Origin of the sequence: Streptomyces humi, from assembly GCF_001005085.2 — a bacterium.
Taxonomy (GTDB): domain Bacteria; phylum Actinomycetota; class Actinomycetes; order Streptomycetales; family Streptomycetaceae; genus Streptomyces; species Streptomyces humi.
The window spans coordinates 63,603-82,037 of the sequence record NZ_LBMU02000115.1 but is presented as its reverse complement, the minus strand read 5'-3'; the positions used below and the strand labels follow the sequence as shown (position 1 = coordinate 82,037).

Here is an 18,435-nt window from a genome sequence, read left to right as displayed (position 1 = left end):
CACCACCCCCTCCGCCCCCACCCACCCCACAGGCCGTCTCCCACCGCTCCCGTCACCACGACTTGCGCCGCTCCGGCACCGGAATCACCGCGGTTCGACAAAGCTCGGGACCGAGACCGAACGGCCGGGGCCCGCGCGGTCGCCGCCGTTGTCAGTGGGCCGTCCCTGGTGTTCAGCGAGCCGCGTTCAGAACGCGGGTGCCGGGGGCGCAGCTTTCGGTGAGTTCGGCGAGTTCGGTGCCTGGAAGTCTTCGCGCGGAGCCGCGCCTGCTGTGGTCGAGCAGCGCGACCGCGGACCGCAGCCAGTGCGGCTGGGGGTCCACGCCGATGAACTCGGCCAGGCGGGTCAGTTCTTCGTCGGGATGGTCGAGGAGGTTCTCGTAGGAGAGCGTGCCGCTCTGAGCGGCGGGCAGCCGGGCGAGGAAGCGCGTGCCCTCGGTGACGAGTTCGGACCACAAGGTGCCGAACGTACGCAGCGGGATGGCCCGGTCGCGTACGAGGGCGGGATCGAAACGCTCGCTCAGGAGCGGGGCCAGGTCCGCGGGCAGCGCGCGCACGTGCTCGTCGGTCAGGTCGGCGAAGCTGCCGATCCCGGCGCGTTCCTTGATCTCGCGCAGCAGGGAGATCGTGCGGTATCCGGGGTGGCGGCTCATGGACAGGGCGCAGTCCGGTCCGTCCCGGAACAGGTGCACGAACTTCGCGTGCGGGAACGCGGCACGCAGTCCTGGTGCCCAGCCCGTCGAGTAGCCGGATCGTTCCACGACGGCTGTGCGTCCGAACCGGGCGCACAGCAGGTCGAACAGTGCCCGGTGCTGCTCGGCGGCGGTCCGTTCGGGCCACCTGGCCACCGCGGCGCCGAGCTCGTCGAGAAGTCCGTCCGGGTCGTCCGTGAGGTGAGGCAGCACCATCAGGGAGAGCGCGGGGATGCCGGTGGTCTCCGCCGTGTATCTGCCCGGCCGGCGCGTGTAGAGGAATTCCGGCATCGGCAGACCGCTGCGGATCATCCGCTCGAAGTGCGGAGCGGGCCGGAACAGAGCCTGCCAGAACTCAGCGCCGCTGACGCGGCCTTCGGGAAACGCGGCATCGCCGACCGAGGCCATGAACTCGTTGAGGCTCAACACATCCGGGTGGGCGTTGAGGATGCGTGACAGCGCGGTCGAGCCGCTGCGTCCGGTACCGATGACGAAGGTCAAGGAACGCATGGTCACCTTCCGCGTCGTCCGCCGGTCCTCCGGGGAGCCGTTCCCCGTGTGCGCCGTCCAACTCTGCCCGGCGCGACAGGTCGCACGCGCCCGCACCGAGCCCGACTTCACGCAAAAGAGTCGACACCGGCGGACCCGTCCCGCGGAAGGAAGCGGAAGGAATCAGAAGGAAGGTGAAGGCAGACGAGTCGGGCTGTACGCCGGGTTCTGTTCCGCTCAGGGAGCGATCACGCTCTGACCTGCATGTTTATGGGCATCCGGCGGCTGGTTTCGCCCTCTGGGACTTCTCAGGGACTTTCGGCCGAGCCCGTGAACCACGCCTCGATGGCGGACAGTCCCCGCGCGCCGGCCTGCGGCATGAAGTGCGTGTACGTCCGGAGCGTGAACGCCGGGTCGGAGTGCCCCAGCCACTTCGCGAGCGAGACGATCGACTCACCGGCTTCGAGCATCACCGAGGCGTACGTGTGGCGCAAGATGTGGAAGCCGTGCTCGCGGCTGGGCTCCCAGACGCGCGACGGCTTCTCACCGGGCTGCCGCTTGGGCAGCGGCGGGATGATCCCGACGTCGGCGAGCGCGGGCTTCCACGCCTTAGTGTTCCAGGTGGTGCGGTTGATCGCGCCGCGCCGGCCGGTGTAGACGAGCAGCGGGACGGTCACCTTACGCCGGTCCTCGCGTGCGAGGTCGGGCTCCTCAGGGTCCAGCCATGGCAGGGTGATGCCGATCGGTTCGAAGCGTTCCTGGTGCGTGAGAAGCCGTTTCGCGAGCACCTCGGGCAGAGGTACGTCGCGTTCCTTGCCGCCCTTGGGCGGCCCGAAGTACAGCCGCGACTTGTACATGAGAACCTGCCGCTCGATATGCACGAAGTCGCCGTGGATATCACCAGGGCTGAAGCCGAACACCTCCCCCTGTCGGAGTCCGCATCCGACGCCGAGGTCGAGCGCGATCCGGTAGCGGTCGGCCAGTGCCTCCCGTACCGCGTCAACACGCTTCTGCTCCCAGGCACGAGCCTTGCGATCCGGCTTCTTCGGCGGCTTGATCGAGCTGTTGCCCTTGCATGGGTTGCGGTACAGCCGCTTGTCCTCAACCGCGGCCTGCATGATCGCCTTGAGGTAGACCCACGCGACGTAGGCCGTGCTCGACGCCACCGCCCTCTGTACATCGGCCGACCACTTACGCAGTTCCGCGACGCCGATGTCCCTGAGCGCCAGGTCTCCGAGCTGCGGCAGCACCTGCCCCCAGATCCGGTGCCTCATACTCTCCAGCGTCTGGGCGGGATGCACCTGGGACGGCCACCAGTGCTTCTCGACGTACTCACGAAGGCTGATTGCACCATCGCGCGCGTCGACGAAGTCCCCTCGACGCGAGTCGGTCTGCGTCTCGGCCAGCCACGCCTTGGCGTCCGCGACCGTATCGAAGGACCGGTCACGGACTCCCGGTATCCCCTTGACGCGGTAGCGGGTGCACTTGCCCCACAGCGCGGTGCGTTCGCGCTTGCCCGTCTCCTTGTTCGGCCGCTTTTTGAGCCACCGGTCCTCGATGTAACCCGCCATACGCGTTTCTCCTCGGCCTGGTCATGATCCCTCGGCCCGACTTGCGCCGCGATCAGACACACAGACGATCTCCGTGCGCATGAAATTCCGAGTGCTGCTGAACTCTCCGGAACGGTTCTCCCAGGTCAAGCAGCCGGGCGTCGTTCGCGCTGCTGCGGCGCTTTGTTCAGCGGGTTGAGAGCCGGGTTCGACCGTGAGTCCGCCTGCTGCTGCGCGTCTAGCCACGCATCGAGCAGATCCCGGCGGTACATGACCCTCCCACCGGGCCCCATCCGGAAGCTGGGCGGCCCTTGCCGGCGGTGACGCCAGACGTAGAGGGTGTTCACCGAGATACCCATGTACTTCGCAGCGTCCTGAACATTCAGGAACGCAGCCTCAACGGTAGGCATGGCCTGGTTACGCATCGCGTGTCTCCGAAGTATGCGCTGCCAAAGCAGCGGTCGTTCCGTCCTCCCGCCTACCGCACGGCGGAGCCGCACGGATAACTGCCGGCGAGCAGGATCAGAATCAGGAGAATCAGCGATTTGGTGCGGCTGTCATGTCGTGATAGCGCAAGGTGGACGGTCATCGTCTGCTGACGTTTGACGCCTCTGGACTTGCGCTGCCAGATGTACGTTCCAGATCACCGAGGCCGCGCAGTCCGCCTCGGTACCGAACTGCGGCCAGAGTTCACTGCTGAACTCAGCGATGCTCCCGGGCGCGAGAAAGCCCAGGGCAGCTTCTTATGACCTGGGCACTCGCTAGAGCCGTCTCAAGGGTGCAAATCCGAGACCTACGCATTGCGAGACCGTGAGCGTTCGTGTTACGTGGCGCCTGGTCGTGCTACCCAGTGACGTTCTGCCTGATCAGAGCATGTGCGACTGGTTGATCTGTGCTACCTCGTATTACGTCGTCCAAAGACGTCCGGCCACCGGCTGGCCACCGAGACAGGTGCCGCAGGTAGCAGGGAAGCAGATCATCCGAGTTGTCGGCCTCCCACAGACCCTCCTGTCGGCGTCGCCGAGACAGCATCGTCGTCGTGCGAGGGTACCGACCCTCGCAAGGAAAACATCACGCTTCAAGCGGGCCACCGGTGTCATCCTGTGCTGGTGGACGTAACCCTTCCCAACCAACTGGGCACAGTTGAACGAGAATCCTGCACTGCTGCGCGAGCAGTCATCCGAAAACTGAATCTCTCCGCGCCGCGTGAGCCGAGCACGGGACAGCAGGAAGTCGCCTTTGTACCGGTGACCCGCGCGCAATGGAAAACAGTGCTGCGGGAAGCCGACCTGTCCGGGCTTCAGCGGGAGACCGACGAGAAGGTTACCGAGATCCTGCGCCTGCGGACCGCTTCTGGCCGAACCGTCGGGAAGCAGCTTCCGGAGTTGTTGCGGAGTCTCCACGCGTCGGTTGTTGCCTTGGGCGCTGTCGCAGAAGAGGTCTCCCGGTTCAGTCCGTCCCGTACGAGCGCGGCAGAGCGACGGTTGGCGACTGACCTGGCGCGAGCGAATCGGAGCGAGGCTCAAGCGCTGTTCGCCTGCCTGGAACAGGGATGGGCGGAGTCTGCTTGGTCTGCAGTACTGCGGTATGCTCTCGCGGCCCAGGCGGCCGGGCGAACTCTGGAAGCTGCCGCCAGGACTGATCACGCCGGCCTTCCTTACGAGGACGCCTACCAGCGAACGCTCGGGGTGTCGGCCGAGCAAGTGGGTCCCGGGTCGGGTGTGGCGTCGCGGGCCCGCCTCTTGGCCGCTTGGTCGGAAGCCCCGCAGATGCTCGATCATCGGCTGCGCCGGAGCATGAGACATCTGATCGATGACTCGCTGCCCCTAACGGTGCTACTTCTCCATCACCTTGCCGTCCTAGCGATCTCCGATCGCCCCTTGGTAACGCACCGTGCTGCCCTCCTGGGACGTGACCTGGTGACGTCCCATCTGAAGTCCGATCCGGAACTGGCATGTTCAGTGATGGCACGACACGTCGCTCGAGAACCGGAGATGCTGTCCGCCCATCGCGGACAGATCGCCTACCTTGACGCTTACTACCAGGAGGAATACCAGGAAGAGAAGGCGCGGGCGGTCATGGACCTGCACCGGGCCGTGCTGGAAGCAGACGTCAGGCGCACGGCTGTTGTGGTACTGGAACTGCTGGGAAGGACGGTTCCGCAGGGGCCCCGCTCGTCGCCGTCCGGGATCTGCTGACCGCTCAAGACGGTCAGCCGCTGTGCAAGTTGCTTGCCTCGACGATCCGCTCTGAGTGGCGCAACGCGAACGCCCACGAGGACTTCCGCTGGGACCCCGTCAACAGCACACTCCTCTTGGGCGGACAGCCGGCCGATCTCGACGAGGTACTGGACGCAGCGCTCCGCGCTCGCGCCATTTGCCGCGGGTTCGAACACGGGGTCGCCGTGGCCTACGCACAGAACGCATCGTTGGTCATCCGGGGCGCGGAGAACTCGAACTACGTGGGCCGAGACCTCGCCATACTCCAGGCAGCTGGAGAAGCCAGATTCCCGGTGCTGGACATCCGGCGCCATGGCAGTCTCGTGCGGCTGGACGTGCCCGACGTCTCCGTTGAGAGCCTGAGAGAGGCGTTTCGTGCGATCCTCAGGGCCGCCATCGCGGACCCCAGCGTCGAGCGCTGGGAACTACGTCAGGCCTCTCCCGACCGGCCTCTGCTGCACGTGGACCGTACGGGAACACATGCCGGGCTCCAGGTCGCGGAGCCCCTCTGGGACATTGCCGACCCCCTGCCTTTCGCCGCTCTCCCCCTGCTGGCAAATGCCATGACCAATGCGGGAGAACCCGCCGAGACAACAGCGTCAACCGTTCTCTGTTTGGCAGCTGCCCACGTGCTCGGAGAACGAGACCGCTTGTCGCCTGCCCTTGCACACGGGGATCCAGCCGCCAAGGACGAGTTGATCAGCACCACGAAGCTGATCAGCGACGGCGCCAAGGCGGCAGCGCATCTGATGGAGGGAGCAGCCCACCGCAAGTTGCTGGCCTTCGCTGAAGTTCTTGCCGGAGAGTGCCACCGGTTGAAGAGCGCTCCCCCCTACGCACTTGTTCACGAGTTCGTGCCGGCGTATCGGGTCCTGCGGAGGCATGGGCCAGCTCACCTCCCATGGACCACAGGACTCCACGACTGTGCCGTCTGAGATCCCCGACACGGTCGGGCTCAGATCACGCTTCAGAATCCAGCGCGCGGACGAGATGGCCGACAGGCTGATCACCCGGGCCGGGAATCAGGACTGCTTGGCGTCCTTCGTCGTGGTACGGGGGCTCGGAACCGAGTTCTGGTCCGCGGCCTTCCCCCTTCCGTCCAGCCCGAGGGACTGCTTGATGTTCTCGAAGTCGACGACCGGGGTGCCGATCCTGGCCACCGTGTGCCCGTGCGAGGTCAGCATGGCCTCGGCGAACGGGCTGTCCAGCGTGGCGACTCGGGTCCACGAGCGGACCTCTGCCAACGGAACAGACTGCACGATCTCGAAGTCGACCAAGAGGTCCGGGATGTCGAGGTACTTGGGCAGAATCCGGTAACGGGCGTTGTTGTCGCGGAACATCTCCAGAGCCGCGTTCCGCTCCCGACTCCCCTTGCCGGGGGATCCGGCCTCGATCCAACGAGCGATCAAGGGTGCTTCGCTCAACGGAACCGCCTTGGCGAGACGTACGTACTCGGCCTTGGCCGCGCGATTGCCGCCGCCGGGCAGGTCCTCGTAGAGGTCGCACGCAGGGGTGAGGACGAGCCACCAGCCGTCCTGGGGGTCCCGCAGAACGTCTGCCGCGGTCACGTGCTTCGTGACCGGCGGCATCAGGTACATCCGGGCGGTCGACGCGTGTCCCATCACACGGTCCTCGGAGGAACCGAGCGCGGCTCCGAGGGCCTCGGCCGCGTTCTCCTTCAGCCAGGCCGCCAGGCGGTGCACGAGGACGGGGGCAATCTGGCTACGGTCGACAGCCTCGAGCCGGTCCCAGTTCGGGGCGATCTCGTCCCGCAGGAATCCGCGTACGTGCTCGTCCACGAGGGCGGTGATGTGTCGGGTGAGGACCGGGACACCGGACTCAAGGCCCTCCCGTATCGCGGTGACGGCGTCGTCCAGCCGGTTCTTCGGCACCACCTGGATGAGCGGTGGCTGCGCCAGGTCGCTCACCTGCTCCGCGAGGCCGGTGCAGAAGACGACCGGCACCCAGCGGGTCTTGGCTATCCGGTCGTACAGTTCACGGCCCTGCAGGTTGGGGTGCGCAGCGGAGCCGCGCCGTGTCGCGTCCCTGACATCCAGAACAACCAGATCGAACGCCTGGGTCTCCAGAACGCGTTCAGCTTCGTCGAAGTCGTTCTCGACGTGGATGTCGAGCGTTCCGAGGTCCGAGAGCTCCTCCAAGAGCATCTCGGACAGTTCCTCCGCGATGTCCACCTCGTCCTCGACGATCAAGACCCGGTACACCGCGCCCCCCTCCGTCACCCAACTCTCCTTCGCAGTCTTGCCCTGAACGTGGCTCCGGCGAGGGGCCCTGGCGTCACCAGGGACAGATCGCCGTCGTAGAAGTCCTTCACGACGCTGCCGGCGATGCTGAGGCCCAGCCCGATGCCGTCCTCCTTGTCGCTGAAGTACGTGTCGAAGATCATCTCTCGGATCTGCTCACGTACTCCGGGGCCGCTGTCGCTCACGTCGATGTCGACCTCGTCGTCGGGCGTCCGCCTCGTCTCGATGAGGATGGCGCGCTCCTTCCCCTCGGGCAGGGTGGAGAGCCAGTAGATCGAGTTCCCTACGAGGTTGTGGACCACCTGGGAGATGTCGCCGGGGTCAGCCGTCACTGTCACGTCCTCGCCGCTGACGGTGACGGTGATGCCGTGCTTCTTGAGCGTGCCCTCGTGGACCGCGACGGCCTCGTCGATCGCGGCTTGGAGGGACAGGGCGCGGGGGCGGCCTCGCCGCCGGCCGCTCAGCGGCTCGACGCGGGTGAAGAGCCGGTCCAGAGCCTGTTCTTGCGCAGTGAGGTCGACGTGCATCTTCGTGAGAGCGGAGGCGAGTTGTTCGTCCTCGTCGCGCTTGCGGCCTGCCAGCTTGTTCAGCCGGCGGAGGACGTAGGCGATCCGCGTCAGTGCCGTTCGACCGTCGTGCAGTACGACGTCGACCAGCGCTCCGAGAGTCGCGAGGCGGGAGAACTGCGAGAGGACCTCCTGGACCTTCTCGACGCTCTCGTCGATCGTTTCCTGAGCCTCCTCCAGTGCGCGGCTCAACTCGGTGTCGTCCGGGTACTTCGCGTTGAGAACGTCCCGGACGGGCGAGAGGGTGAAGTTCTGGAACAGGCCGTGACGGTCGCTTCCGGCACCGGAGGGGGTGTCCGCCGTGATCGGACCCGACTCGCGGCTCTCTCCCTTCGGGTGGCGCAGCAAGTATCGCCAGCTCTCGAGTCGGCTCACGGCCTGGGTCAGGACACCTTTCAGGTCCTCGTATTCGGGCGAGTCGATGAGTCCTTCCCGGTGCGACCGGTCCCGAAGCCCGGGGTTACCGTCCGCCGATATGTACACGAAGCCCGAGACCTGGTTGTTGGAGAACCGCATCGTGGGGTTGTTCACGCGGCGGAGGTCGAAGCCCAGCCAGTCGAAGTCGACCTCCCCGAAGGGCTGCACCCGGAAGCCGTCCCGGTAGAGGGCGACACCGCTGTTGTCCTTGATCAGCTTGCGGACCTCGGTGATGTTGCGGGCCCCGAGGTCGATGTTGAGCATCTCCTTGAGGGAGGCCGAGTCGAGGTCCCAGGTACGGAGGTCGAGCATCAGGGAACCGCACTTGGGTGCCTTCCCGTGGGACGGGAAGAGGTACTGGTTCAGGGTCTCCGACTGCCCGGACGTGAGGTTGGTCATGGTCAGGTCGGCAAGACCGTTTTCGTCGATGGTCCCTATGAGGCGGTAGTGCGGATGCGCCAGAGCCTCGCTGGCCCCTACGAAACCGGTGTGGTGGTCCAACGGCCCAGCCGGAAGCGAGAGGTAGATCGCGAACTCCGGCTGGTCGGGTACGTCCAGCTCCACAGGAGGAGGAGGGGGAAGGAGTCGGGACAGGGACCGCTTCAGGCTCTCCACCGACTCGGCCCCCCAGTCCTGCCGAAGCCCTTCGAGTCGGACGAGGGTGCCGTGAGAGCCCGTCCAGGCGGACTGTTTCTCGCCTGCACGGAAAGCACTTGTCACCTCGTCGAAGAGGCGTCGCGCTTCGCCGTTATCGGCGAACACCTCGGGAGCGCCCACGTTCCACTGGACCGGTACCTGGTCGAGGTAGGCGTTCTCGGCGGCGAAGTCGCTCCAGTCGAGCCGGATGTTCACCTCGGGGCCGCCGGCCTTGCGGCTCCTGATCGCGGTCACGGCGCCGAGGCGGGCTGCGGAGAAGCGCCCGATTCCCTTTGCGCCGAGAACCCTGCGCCCGAACTGCTCACTCCGCGGGGCACGGTGCCGGAAGGGTGTGGCAATCTCCATCCAGGTGTCCCGGACGGTCTCGGGGGACATACCGTGCCCGTCGTCCCACACCTCGATGGAACCGTAGCCCTCCTCCAACGGCCCGTTGAACCTGATCACAACCAGGCTCGCATCGGCGTCGTAGGCGTTCTTGACCAGCTCCGTGAGCGCCACCCGCTCGTTGCTGATCAGTTCCTCACCGAGCGTGCTCATCAGGCGCGCACGGGGACGTAGGAACGCCTGTGTCTTCTCGGAGTCCACGCTCGCCCCTCTGACCGCTTCGCACCCGCACCCCCGCCCGAGGAGTACCAGCTGCGATCTTAACGGCGGGGAGGGCTCTGGAAACGCTGCTCAGGAGATTTGAGCGGTACGCGTGCCGGGCAGGGGTTCACGGTGACTGCGGCACCCGGCGCCCAACGAAGGGGCACAGCCCTGTGATCGAACGTGCCTTCTGGTCCGAGCGTTCGTTGAGACAGGTGACGTTCGTGGACGTATCGCAACCGGAACTGGGGAGTCCCGAGGAGCAGCCCAGGGGATGTCCTCTAACATGGGGTGGCTCAAGAGTAGAACACTGCTTCAAGTTACCTATGGGACACGGTGAGTGAACAGCAGTGTTCACCAGGCAGGTCACCCGCGTGACAGACGAGGCTTTGCGGCGGCGTGAACCGGCCGGAAGCCTTGCCTCCGCAGCGTCGTGCGTGATCTCCTGGAGGTCGTTCAGGTCGTCAGGTACGGAGGAGTGGGTCGTGGCAAAGGAGAAGGGGGCAAAAAGCACGTACGGCGTGCCCCTGGAGCGGAGCGACTACCTCAAACTGGACAAGCACAGGCACTACTGTGATCCGGACGATTTCAGGAAATGGGTCCAGTCCGGTTACGGAAAAGATAAACGCCTGGCTGTCGACCTCTTCTCGGGCGCCGGCGGGCTGAGCCTGGGCCTTGAACGGGCCGGATGGACCACCGCTGCGGCCGTGGACTTCGACGAGCGGGCTCGCGAGACGCATGCAGCGAACTTCCCGGGAATGAGTCTTTGCGTCGACCTCGGTGATGACGACCAGCGAGGCGAATTCGTCCAGCGAATCCTGGACTCCGGAGCCGATATCGACATCGTGGCGGGAGGCCCCCCCTGCCAGCCGTTCAGTCGTGCCGGACGCAGCAAGATCCGGCACTTGGTCGAGTACCACAACCGTGACCCGCACGATCTCCGTAAGGAACTCTGGCGCGCCTACGTCGATGTGGTGGAGCGGCTCCTTCCACGTGCCGTCCTCATGGAGAACGTCCCCGACATGGGGCTCGGCGATGACTTCAGCGTGATCCGCATCATTGAGGCAAAGCTGGAGAGTCTTGGGTACGTGACCCAGGTGCGTCTCGTCGATGCGTGGAACTATCGCGTGCCGCAGCACAGGAAGCGTCTGATCCTCCTCGCACGGAAAGACGGTGGCGGCTTCGCGTGGGGCGAGCCGCAGAAACAGACCACCCTTCGGGATGCCATCGGCGACCTTCCTGCCCTCAACCCGGAGCCTTTGAAAGCGGTAGGTGCCCGAGTCGGCGACTACGACGAGCAGCAGGAGCCGAAGCTCCCTTCCTTCGCCAAGGAGATGCGCAGAAGGGCAGATAAGGGTGTAATTCACGACCACATGACGCGACGGGTTCGTAACGACGACTTCAGGATCTTCACGGTCATGGATTCCAAAACCCTCTACTCGGAGCTTGAAGAGAAACTGGAAGAGGACGAGAAGGACTTCCAGAGGTACGACGCGGAGCAATTCACCGACAAGTACAAGAAGCTGGACTGGAAGGAACTGAGCCGCACCATCACCGCGCACATCGCCAAGGACGGTTACTGGTACATCCATCCTGAAGAGGCGCGAACGCTGACTGTGCGTGAAGCCGCGAGGATCCAGACCTTCCCGGACCGCTTCCGGTTCGCGGGTACGCGGAGCGACGCCTTCCGCCAGATCGGCAACGCGGTTCCCCCGCTGTTGGGCGAAGCCGCTGCCCGGGTTCTCCTGCTGCAAGATGTTCCCGCCGGGGACGAGGCCGCGGACAAGTGGCCGAAGGTACGTGAGGAACTGACCCGCTGGGCCAAGGAACAGCGTGCGGGCAGGCAGTGGCACCAGTTCCCCGGTGGCCGGAAGATGAAGCCGCTCGGGGCTCTCGTCATGGCGGTGCTCTCAGGAAGCAAGCTGCACCCGAAGCAGCTCTCCGACGTGATGGACGAGGTCGCTGGGCACAGGGAACTGACGCAGGACGTCTATCTCGCCCTCGTGAACGCGGCCCCGACAACAGCACTCCGCAAGCGCTTGGAGGACAGGCTCAGTCCGGTCGTCGACAAGCCCGAGGTCTGGGTGAACGCGGATTCGGTTCTTGATCACGGCAAAGTGATGGGGCTCAAGCCGGCTGAGCTCGCCTTGTTCAGGCTGCTGGCCGGCGGCGACATAATGCTGGTCGGCCAGAGTGCGTTGCGGGTGGCTGCGAGGGTTCAGAAGAACGAATCGCACCTGACCAACCGACTGACCGAGGGTCGACTCAACCTCATCAAGCTTCTCGGCGCCGGCCGGGACGCACCGGTGCGCATGGCCGCCATCAGGTTCATCGGCGAGAACCTGTGTCGTGACAAGCAGCCCGTCTGTGGAAGCTGCCCGCTGAGCGACTACTGCCCGACCCGTCCGCAGGAGGACGAGGGAACAGAAGCCACCTTGGACGTTGCGGTAACCACAGGCTGAAAGGGCCCTCACGGGAAAACAGGGACGCTGAGGTGTGCGGCGTGGGCGATGCGCTGGGCGGCCCGCCCGGCGTCGGCCCTGACCTCACACTCCCAGATGCGCACTACGGTCCATCCGGCGTCTCTCGCCGCATCGGTGTTCCTGGCGTCCCTTTCCATGTTGGTCGTGATCTTGGCTTCCCAGCGCGAGGCGTTCGGCCCTCGGAAATGCCGTGTGCCGTGGGAGGGGCAGCCGTGCCAGAAGCAACCGTCGACGAAGACCGCGACGGAGTACCGGGGCAGCACGAAGTCCGCCGTGCAGCGGGGAGCGACCTTACGGTGCAGCCGAAAGCGGAGCCCGAGGGCGTGGACTGCGCTCCTGAGGGTCTTTTCCGGTTCGGTGTCCCGGACGCGGCGGCCGCGGAGCTGTGCGCTCCAAGGGGTGCTCACCCATCCTTCGTGTGTGCTCACGAGGCCATGCTTTCACCTTGGGCGGTCATGCCGTGGGCGTGCTTCGGGTGGCAGACTGACCTAGATGATCCGAGAACCCGCAGAACTCGACGTCGATGAGGCCGGCCGTGTGGAGATCCCGCTCGGGATCCTCGCCGAAGCAGGCATCAGCCCGGGTACCAGGCTGCTCGTGTTCAGCGACGGGGACGGGCGCATCGTGCTGAGACGTTCAGAAGACGCGATTAACGACCTGTTGGCGGAGGGAACCCTGTAGCGCCAGCCCCGGTGCCGGGACTGGCGCTCTCACGCGGTCTCGTGGTCGAGGCCGACGGGCGAGGGGTGGAACCCATGCCGCAGGGCCTCTTCGTAGACCTCCATCGCCTGCCTGGCCTGGGTCCCGGTGACCCGTCGCCCCTGGGAGAGCCGCTGCGCGACACGGTCGGCGAGTTGCCTGTCCACGGCGCGCAGGAGCCGGCCTTCGCGGGCCCAGTCCGCGAGAGCCTGCCACTCCTCGCTGGGGATGTCCTCGACGGCGGCTTCGGCCTCGTCGGACTCGGTGCTCTCGGGGGAGGCGATCTCGAAGGGCTCGGCCGTGAGCTCGGCGCTCAGCACGTCGGGAAGCGTCCACGGGATGCGGGAAACCTCGTCCCAGCAGTCGGGCTTCTTCGCCCACTCCGAGACGTGCCGGTCGCCGGAGATCACCGTCTCCATGATCAAGGGACAGAGTTCGTCGAGGGCGTTCTCCAGGGCGTCCGTGGTGCCCTGCTCGTTCCAGATCCTGTCGAGGTCGATCCGCTTCTCGGCGGCGAGCGAGAGCCGGGCGACCGTGTAGGTCGTGATCAGCCGTTTGTGGCTGCCGGCCGAGTGCGCACGGGCGATCCGGTCGGCAGCCTGGAAGAGGAGTGCAGTGGCTATGGCGCGCTTGCAGTACTGCACGTCCACGACGGGATCGGACTTCTCGATCCGCTCCATGAAGTGGGCGAAGTTCTTCTGGGCGCCGCGACTCACCCAGTACGGGAGCTGCTCCCAGGAGTGTACGAAGGTGGCCAGGTCGGACTTGCTGAATCTCTGTCGGCTCGGCGTGATCAGCTTGAACTTGCGCTGGGCGGCGCGGGTCTCGTGCTCGGCGGACTTGTCGGTGTACTGACCCCGTGCCCGCTCGTAGAACCATCGCGTCTCCTGACCGCTGCCGTCGGTCGCAGGGGCCCACAGGCTGCGGGAGACACGCTCGAAGGCGACGTGGAACTCGTGGTTCGAGCTGAAGTCGACCAACGTCACCTTGTTCTGGGTGTTGGAGTACTGGGAGATCCTCGGAACGATCTCGGACAGGTACGCGGGATCGACGATCGTGAGTTTCATTTGCACGTGGACCCCGTCCAAGTCCCGCTTGTCCTGAGTCAGGACGTGGTGCAGCGAGGCGGTGGTCTGTCCGCCGTTGACGATCTGGAGGCCGGTCATGCTCCTGATGGCGACGGGGCTGCCGTGCTCGTCGGTCTCGAAGTCCACGTCCGAGGCGGTGGCGGTCACGCCGTTGTTGTAGGCGAGGAAGCGGCTCGGATCCTTCAGCAAGGTTTCGCGGATGCCCTTGTTCACGCCACCACGGGTCTGGAGGAAGGACCGGACGTTGAGTTCGAGCAGCCGGGTCCGGTGCTCCTTGTACAGTTCGGCAAGCTGTCGGCCGGGGATGACGGCCAGGACGACCGAGTAGTTCGGCTCGTCGCTGTGCGCCGCCAGGCAGGGGAGGGGACGCTCGAAGGTTACCTTGATGGGCTCGCCGATGCTCCCGGAGGTCTCGTGCCTGTGGAGCCGCGCAAGGTCCCAGAGCTCGTGCGTGACAGGGATCCCCTCGAACTCCCCGGGCCCCGGGGCGCTCGTCGTGCTGACCCGGTTGCTGAGGAGGAAGAGGCGAATCTTCGGAACCTCCGACAGCGCCTTCTCCACACCGACGCACATGTCGTGCACGTCGGTGTTGTCCTGCTGGTTGGGGCGGATGGCCCCGTGCTTGCCCAGGAACGCGAACAGCCTGCGGAAGAGCCTGTCGGACTCGGCCTTGGTCAGCTTGCTGCTCAACGGGGTCAAGTTGAAGTCGGTGGTGTAGAGATCGAGGCTTGACCCGTCCTCGGGCAGGCCGTAGCCGTAGACCTCCAGCCCCCGGGAGGAGTGGTAGGCGAGCGCTGCGTCGGCGACGACCCCGGCCTCCTCGAGGATCTCGAGTACATGCTGGGTGAACGTGTTCGGGATCGAGCCGCCCTCGGCGTCCGCCAGCGCCTGGATGTCGGTCACCAGCGCGCGTGAGTAGTCGTTGAGGTCGTGCTCAGCCATGGGTTCCTCGGATCAGGTCGACCAGTGCTTCGGCGGTCACGCTGTGGGTGGCCAGGGCCGACACGTCGATGGTGTAGGTGCAGTTGCCGACCCCGGGCGGCAGTTCGGCCTCGACGATCCGGGGGAATCCCTCCCCAACCGTCCAGAACTCGCTGCGCCGCAGGGTGTAGCGATCGTGGTCGTAGAGGTCCCGTTGGTTCGGAAGGTAGCCGACCTGCATCAGCAGGTTCTCGAAGCGCTGGGAGGCGGACGGTGAGGTCAGACGGGCCCGTATCTCGTCCACCAAGGCGTTCAGACTCATACCGAACCCACGCTGCCGGTCGTCGAGGACAATGTGGACCAGTGCGAGGGGCGTCGAGTCGGCCGTGTCCAGCTGCCGTTCGCTCGCGATCTGGACCGTTCGGGGAGAGCGGGCCGTGGTCGCCTTCACCTCGACCGCGGCACCGGGCAGCTGGAAGTCCTGGTTCGTCTGCCGCGGTCCGGTCCAGGAGCTGACTGCTGTGTGCTGGTCGACAGTCGGCAGCACGTACTCGAGGAGGAAGTGGAGTTCGCCGAAGAGGCCGCATCGGGCCTGTCGGGACAGGCCCTCGCGCGACACGGAGCGCAGCAGCTGCTGCCACCGGACGTAGCGCAGAACCGCGGCCTCCGCCGCGGTCTCGGTGGTCGGTGCGTCCCGCACCACCTCTGCGATATCGGAGACGAGCGGGGTGAACACCTCCGTGAGTTCGTCGTCGGTGAGCATGACCTGGAGCTCGTAGTGGTTGCCGGACACCGCCGACAGGTTCAGCTGCAAGCCACGCGTGGCTGGCAGTTCGTGGATTTCCTGACGTACGGTGTCGGCGGTCCTGGCGTCCGTGCCGAGCAGCAGCATCCGCCGGAGGGCAGGGTGCGTCACCGACACCTGGATGTCGTGCTGGGAGTCGGGGTGGAGCCGCCGGGTGGACCTGCCCGGGGTCTGCTGGTGGGCCTCCAACTCCTGCCACACACTCTCGTCGATCACTCTTCGTCCTCGAAGTCGTCGAACTCCATGTCCTGCTTGAACCAGATGTCGTTCACCACGTACTCGGTCTTCAACTGGTGGCTGGAGAACGGGAAGCTGATGGCGAACCCGACCAGCGGGGCGACCGGCTCGGGGTCCCCTGACGCCTCGGCCACCTCGGCAGGGCTGAGGGGATACAGCAGAAGCAACGGCTGGTCAGAGCGGCGCTGGTTACGCAGGGGCCGACCGCGGGGAGTGTCGGGATCGAGCGGCTCGCCCTTCCTGTTGAGCTTCCCCCTCGCGGCCTCCTTCGTGTCCTTCAGCGCACGCTCCTTCTGTTCGTCGGTCAGGTCGCAGAGTTCGTCGGCGGGGCTGAGTACGCGCTTGATCGTGTAGCGGCCGGGAACAACGTCCGAGGACTTGGAGTGGCTGCGCGTGATGAGGCCGACGGAATGGCCTGCGATCTCGGCCGGCGCTCCCTCTGGCAGTCGGCTGGCGAGGCGGATCGTCCAGTTGCCCAGCTCACCCTGCTTGGCACACTGGCGTACGTACTCCGCGATGAAGGCCGGCCGCACCCGCTGGGCCTGCCGGTCGGTGAGGTAGGAGTCGAGGAAACCCTCGGTGACGTCCGAGGCTGCGACGCCACTCCAGGTGATGCTCCCGCTCCGCTCGTCCACCTTCCCGGCGGAGAGCGCGTCGAGGCGCGCGACGAACGTCTCGAGGAGCTCGTGGTTGTGGCGGACCGCCTTCTCGGAGAGGTCGAAGATGGTCGTCTCGGGAAGTTCACCGGAGTAGCTGAGGCGCACGCGCGTGCCCTGCCTCATCTTGTTGGAGGCCGTGATTCCGAGGCCGAGCGACGACGTCCTGACCTTGAGACCGTACTCGCTGGGGGTGAGCCCCACGGCGGACATCTCCTCGACGTCGCGCCGGAGTTCGTCAGTTGCCGCGGTGATCTCCGCGTACTGGCGCTGAAGCGTACGCGTCGTGTACAGCCGACACAGGTCCTCGTAGCGGGGACGGTAGCCGAACCAGCGCCCCATCTGCAGCAGGGTGTCGTACGTCTTGGAGGCACGCAGGTAGTAGCTGACCGAAAGCCCTTCGAGGGTCAGACCGCGGGAGAGCTTCTCGCCGCCTACGGCGATGACCGACAGGCCGGTCTCCCGGCGCTCGTAGTACTGAAGGGCGTCCTTCGCAGCACCGTTGACAGCCATGACGGTGATCTTCGCGAGGGCGGCGTGGAGATGGGGTTCGACATCCTCCCAGTCGAGCGTGTCCCCGGTCATGTCCTCGGTACAGGGGGCGAAGTCCTCCTCCCAGAGCTCCCGCAGCTCTTCATCGAGTTCCTCGCGGGCACTGCTGAACCGGTCCTGGAGAACGTCGAAGAGTAGACGCACGTGGGCGTCGATCTGGTCGCGGACCTGCTGCTGTACAGCGGTGAAGCGGGTCACGTGCACCAGCATGGAGTTGTGCACGGCGACCTGCCCCCGCGCTCGACGTGCCGCGCAGGTCAGGACGAAGGACCGAATGGCCCGCTGCAGCGATCCGGGCAGGAAGTCGGGAACCTGATGGTAGGACTTGTGCTTGTCCGGCACCCAGAGGTCTGTGTCCTTGATGTGCCTTATCAGTGGCAGCGGCTCGATGTCCTCCTCGTCGCCGTCGGTCTGCAGACCGAAGACCCGCTCGGGACCGAGATAGTTTGACGGCGCCCGCAGGGTGCGGATGAAACTCTCCGGGAAGAGGTCGGGGCCCAGCTCGTCGTGGTCCGTGTCAGGGCTGATGTAGATGTTCGCGAAGGGGGTCGCGGTGTAGCCGACGTAGGACGCCTTCGTGAAGCTGTTGACCAATCGCCTGATGGCCTTGTTGATCGCCGACGGGTTGGTGTCGGGGTCCTTGGAGGTGTTCACCCCGGCGTTGTCGGCTTCGTCATCGATTACGAACAAGGGGAGGTCGGGAACGACCATCCGGCCGGTCTCCGGGTCCTCCACGCCGTGGTTGTCGATCACCCAGTCCCGCAGGTTGTCGATGATCCGCCGGTTCTTCTTGACCACGAGGACCACCGGGACGCTCCCCACCGGCACATTCGCGGAGACCGCCGTCTTGCGGGCGAAGTCTCCCTTCTCGTGACTGGTGGTGAGCGACGCGGCCTTCAGGCGCTTGCCGTGCGACATCGCGCCCACACCGATGTGACGATGCGCGTCGTCGTCCGAGCGGAACTGGTACTGGGTGTCGAACCCGAGGAGCCCTTCGTCAATACGGAGCTGGGTCTGACTGCGCAGGTCGTTGTGGATCCCGGCGAACACCACGATGAGCCGGTAGCCGGCGTCGGCTGCCTTCGCGGCGAGCCCGATGAACTGCCCCGTCTTGCCGGACTGGACCTGTCCGATCACGAGCCCGGTCCGACGCCAGATGCCTTCCCGCTGAGGGTCTTCCAGCTCACCGAGAACGTCGTCGGTGCTCTGGTCGAGTCGTCGCACGACCTGCATCGGGAGCTTGGAGACGCTCAGGAGGTAGCGCCGGTAGCGGTCCCAGAAGTCCCACTTACGGTCGGCCTTGGCGTCGGCGAGCCATGGCACGTGGCCCTCGTCGTTCTTCATCGCGGAGGAATCAGCCTGGAACACGGAGGCCCGGGCCTCGAGCACCTTCCGCACCTGGTCCCGCTCCACTGTGATCCCCTGGGCAGCGAGGATGCTGACCGCTGTGTTCACGGCGAAGTCCACCTCGGCCGGCGTTGCCTGGCGGTCACCGGGCAGGAGCAGCACCGCGGTCTGCTCGGCCTTTTCGAGATTGTCTTCGGGGGTGGTGCTCACAG

Annotated in this window: 13 protein-coding genes; 4 read left to right on the top strand and 9 right to left on the bottom strand. The window is 65.9% G+C overall.

What is annotated here, in order from left to right:
- Window positions 1-172 precede the first annotated feature (172 nt).
- From AAW13_RS40535 to AAW13_RS40525, 3 genes are all read right to left on the bottom strand, one after another.
- On the bottom strand, window positions 173-1,201 hold the full coding sequence (locus AAW13_RS40535) for a sulfotransferase family protein (protein WP_046732168.1): 1,029 nt from the start codon (window positions 1,199-1,201) through the stop codon (window positions 173-175).
- Between the two features lie 287 nt (window positions 1,202-1,488).
- Window positions 1,489-2,751: a tyrosine-type recombinase/integrase gene (locus AAW13_RS40530; RefSeq protein ID WP_046732167.1), complete on the bottom strand. Its 1,263-nt coding sequence runs from the start codon at window positions 2,749-2,751 to the stop codon at window positions 1,489-1,491.
- Window positions 2,752-2,876: 125 nt separating this feature from the next.
- Complete coding sequence (locus AAW13_RS40525; RefSeq protein WP_276207641.1) at window positions 2,877-3,140, bottom strand: helix-turn-helix transcriptional regulator; 264 nt, start codon at window positions 3,138-3,140, stop codon at window positions 2,877-2,879.
- A 699-nt stretch (window positions 3,141-3,839) separates the two neighbouring features.
- Here AAW13_RS40525 and AAW13_RS40520 point away from each other — a divergent pair.
- Together AAW13_RS40520 and AAW13_RS40515 are read left to right on the top strand one after the other, a co-directional pair.
- The gene (locus AAW13_RS40520) at window positions 3,840-4,928 is read left to right on the top strand and encodes a hypothetical protein (protein ID WP_143145086.1); all 1,089 of its coding nucleotides are present in this window, start codon (window positions 3,840-3,842) and stop codon (window positions 4,926-4,928) included.
- 29 nt (window positions 4,929-4,957) lie between these two features.
- Complete coding sequence (locus AAW13_RS40515; RefSeq protein WP_046732164.1) at window positions 4,958-5,884, top strand: hypothetical protein; 927 nt, start codon at window positions 4,958-4,960, stop codon at window positions 5,882-5,884.
- Window positions 5,885-5,971: 87 nt separating this feature from the next.
- Here AAW13_RS40515 and AAW13_RS40510 read toward each other — a convergent pair whose 3' ends face one another.
- Together AAW13_RS40510 and AAW13_RS40505 are read right to left on the bottom strand one after the other, a co-directional pair.
- Window positions 5,972-7,189 (bottom strand): DNA-binding transcriptional response regulator, encoded by a 1,218-nt coding sequence (locus AAW13_RS40510; protein ID WP_046732163.1) that lies wholly within the window; start codon window positions 7,187-7,189, stop codon window positions 5,972-5,974.
- Window positions 7,186-9,435 (bottom strand): sensor histidine kinase, encoded by a 2,250-nt coding sequence (locus AAW13_RS40505; RefSeq protein WP_046732162.1) that lies wholly within the window; start codon window positions 9,433-9,435, stop codon window positions 7,186-7,188. Before AAW13_RS40505 ends, AAW13_RS40510 begins: the two co-directional genes overlap by 4 nt.
- Window positions 9,436-9,920: 485 nt before the next feature.
- Between AAW13_RS40505 and AAW13_RS40500 the strand changes: the two genes are divergently transcribed.
- Window positions 9,921-11,897, top strand: coding sequence for a DNA cytosine methyltransferase (locus AAW13_RS40500; RefSeq protein WP_240528895.1), 1,977 nt, complete (start codon window positions 9,921-9,923; stop codon window positions 11,895-11,897).
- 8 nt (window positions 11,898-11,905) lie between these two features.
- Here the strand turns inward: AAW13_RS40500 and AAW13_RS40495 are convergent, their stop codons facing one another.
- The gene (locus AAW13_RS40495) at window positions 11,906-12,346 is read right to left on the bottom strand and encodes a very short patch repair endonuclease (RefSeq protein ID WP_052768680.1); all 441 of its coding nucleotides are present in this window, start codon (window positions 12,344-12,346) and stop codon (window positions 11,906-11,908) included.
- Between the two features lie 64 nt (window positions 12,347-12,410).
- Here AAW13_RS40495 and AAW13_RS40490 point away from each other — a divergent pair, with 64 nt between their 5' ends.
- Window positions 12,411-12,599: an AbrB/MazE/SpoVT family DNA-binding domain-containing protein gene (locus AAW13_RS40490; protein ID WP_046732160.1), complete on the top strand. Its 189-nt coding sequence runs from the start codon at window positions 12,411-12,413 to the stop codon at window positions 12,597-12,599.
- 29 nt (window positions 12,600-12,628) lie between these two features.
- On the opposite strand, the gene AAW13_RS40485 is transcribed toward AAW13_RS40490, so the two are convergent.
- The 3 genes from AAW13_RS40485 to AAW13_RS40475 are packed head-to-tail and all read right to left on the bottom strand — an operon-like array spanning window position 12,629 to window position 18,433.
- A complete protein-coding gene (locus AAW13_RS40485; protein WP_046732159.1) occupies window positions 12,629-14,647 on the bottom strand; it encodes an AIPR family protein in 2,019 nt (672 codons plus the stop codon).
- On the bottom strand, window positions 14,640-15,647 hold the full coding sequence (locus AAW13_RS40480; protein WP_046732158.1) for a PD-(D/E)XK motif protein: 1,008 nt from the start codon (window positions 15,645-15,647) through the stop codon (window positions 14,640-14,642). The genes AAW13_RS40485 and AAW13_RS40480 overlap by 8 nt, the downstream gene beginning before the upstream one ends.
- Complete coding sequence (locus tag AAW13_RS40475) at window positions 15,644-18,433, bottom strand: Z1 domain-containing protein (protein WP_046732157.1); 2,790 nt, start codon at window positions 18,431-18,433, stop codon at window positions 15,644-15,646. Before AAW13_RS40475 ends, AAW13_RS40480 begins: the two co-directional genes overlap by 4 nt.
- Window positions 18,434-18,435 lie beyond the last annotated feature (2 nt).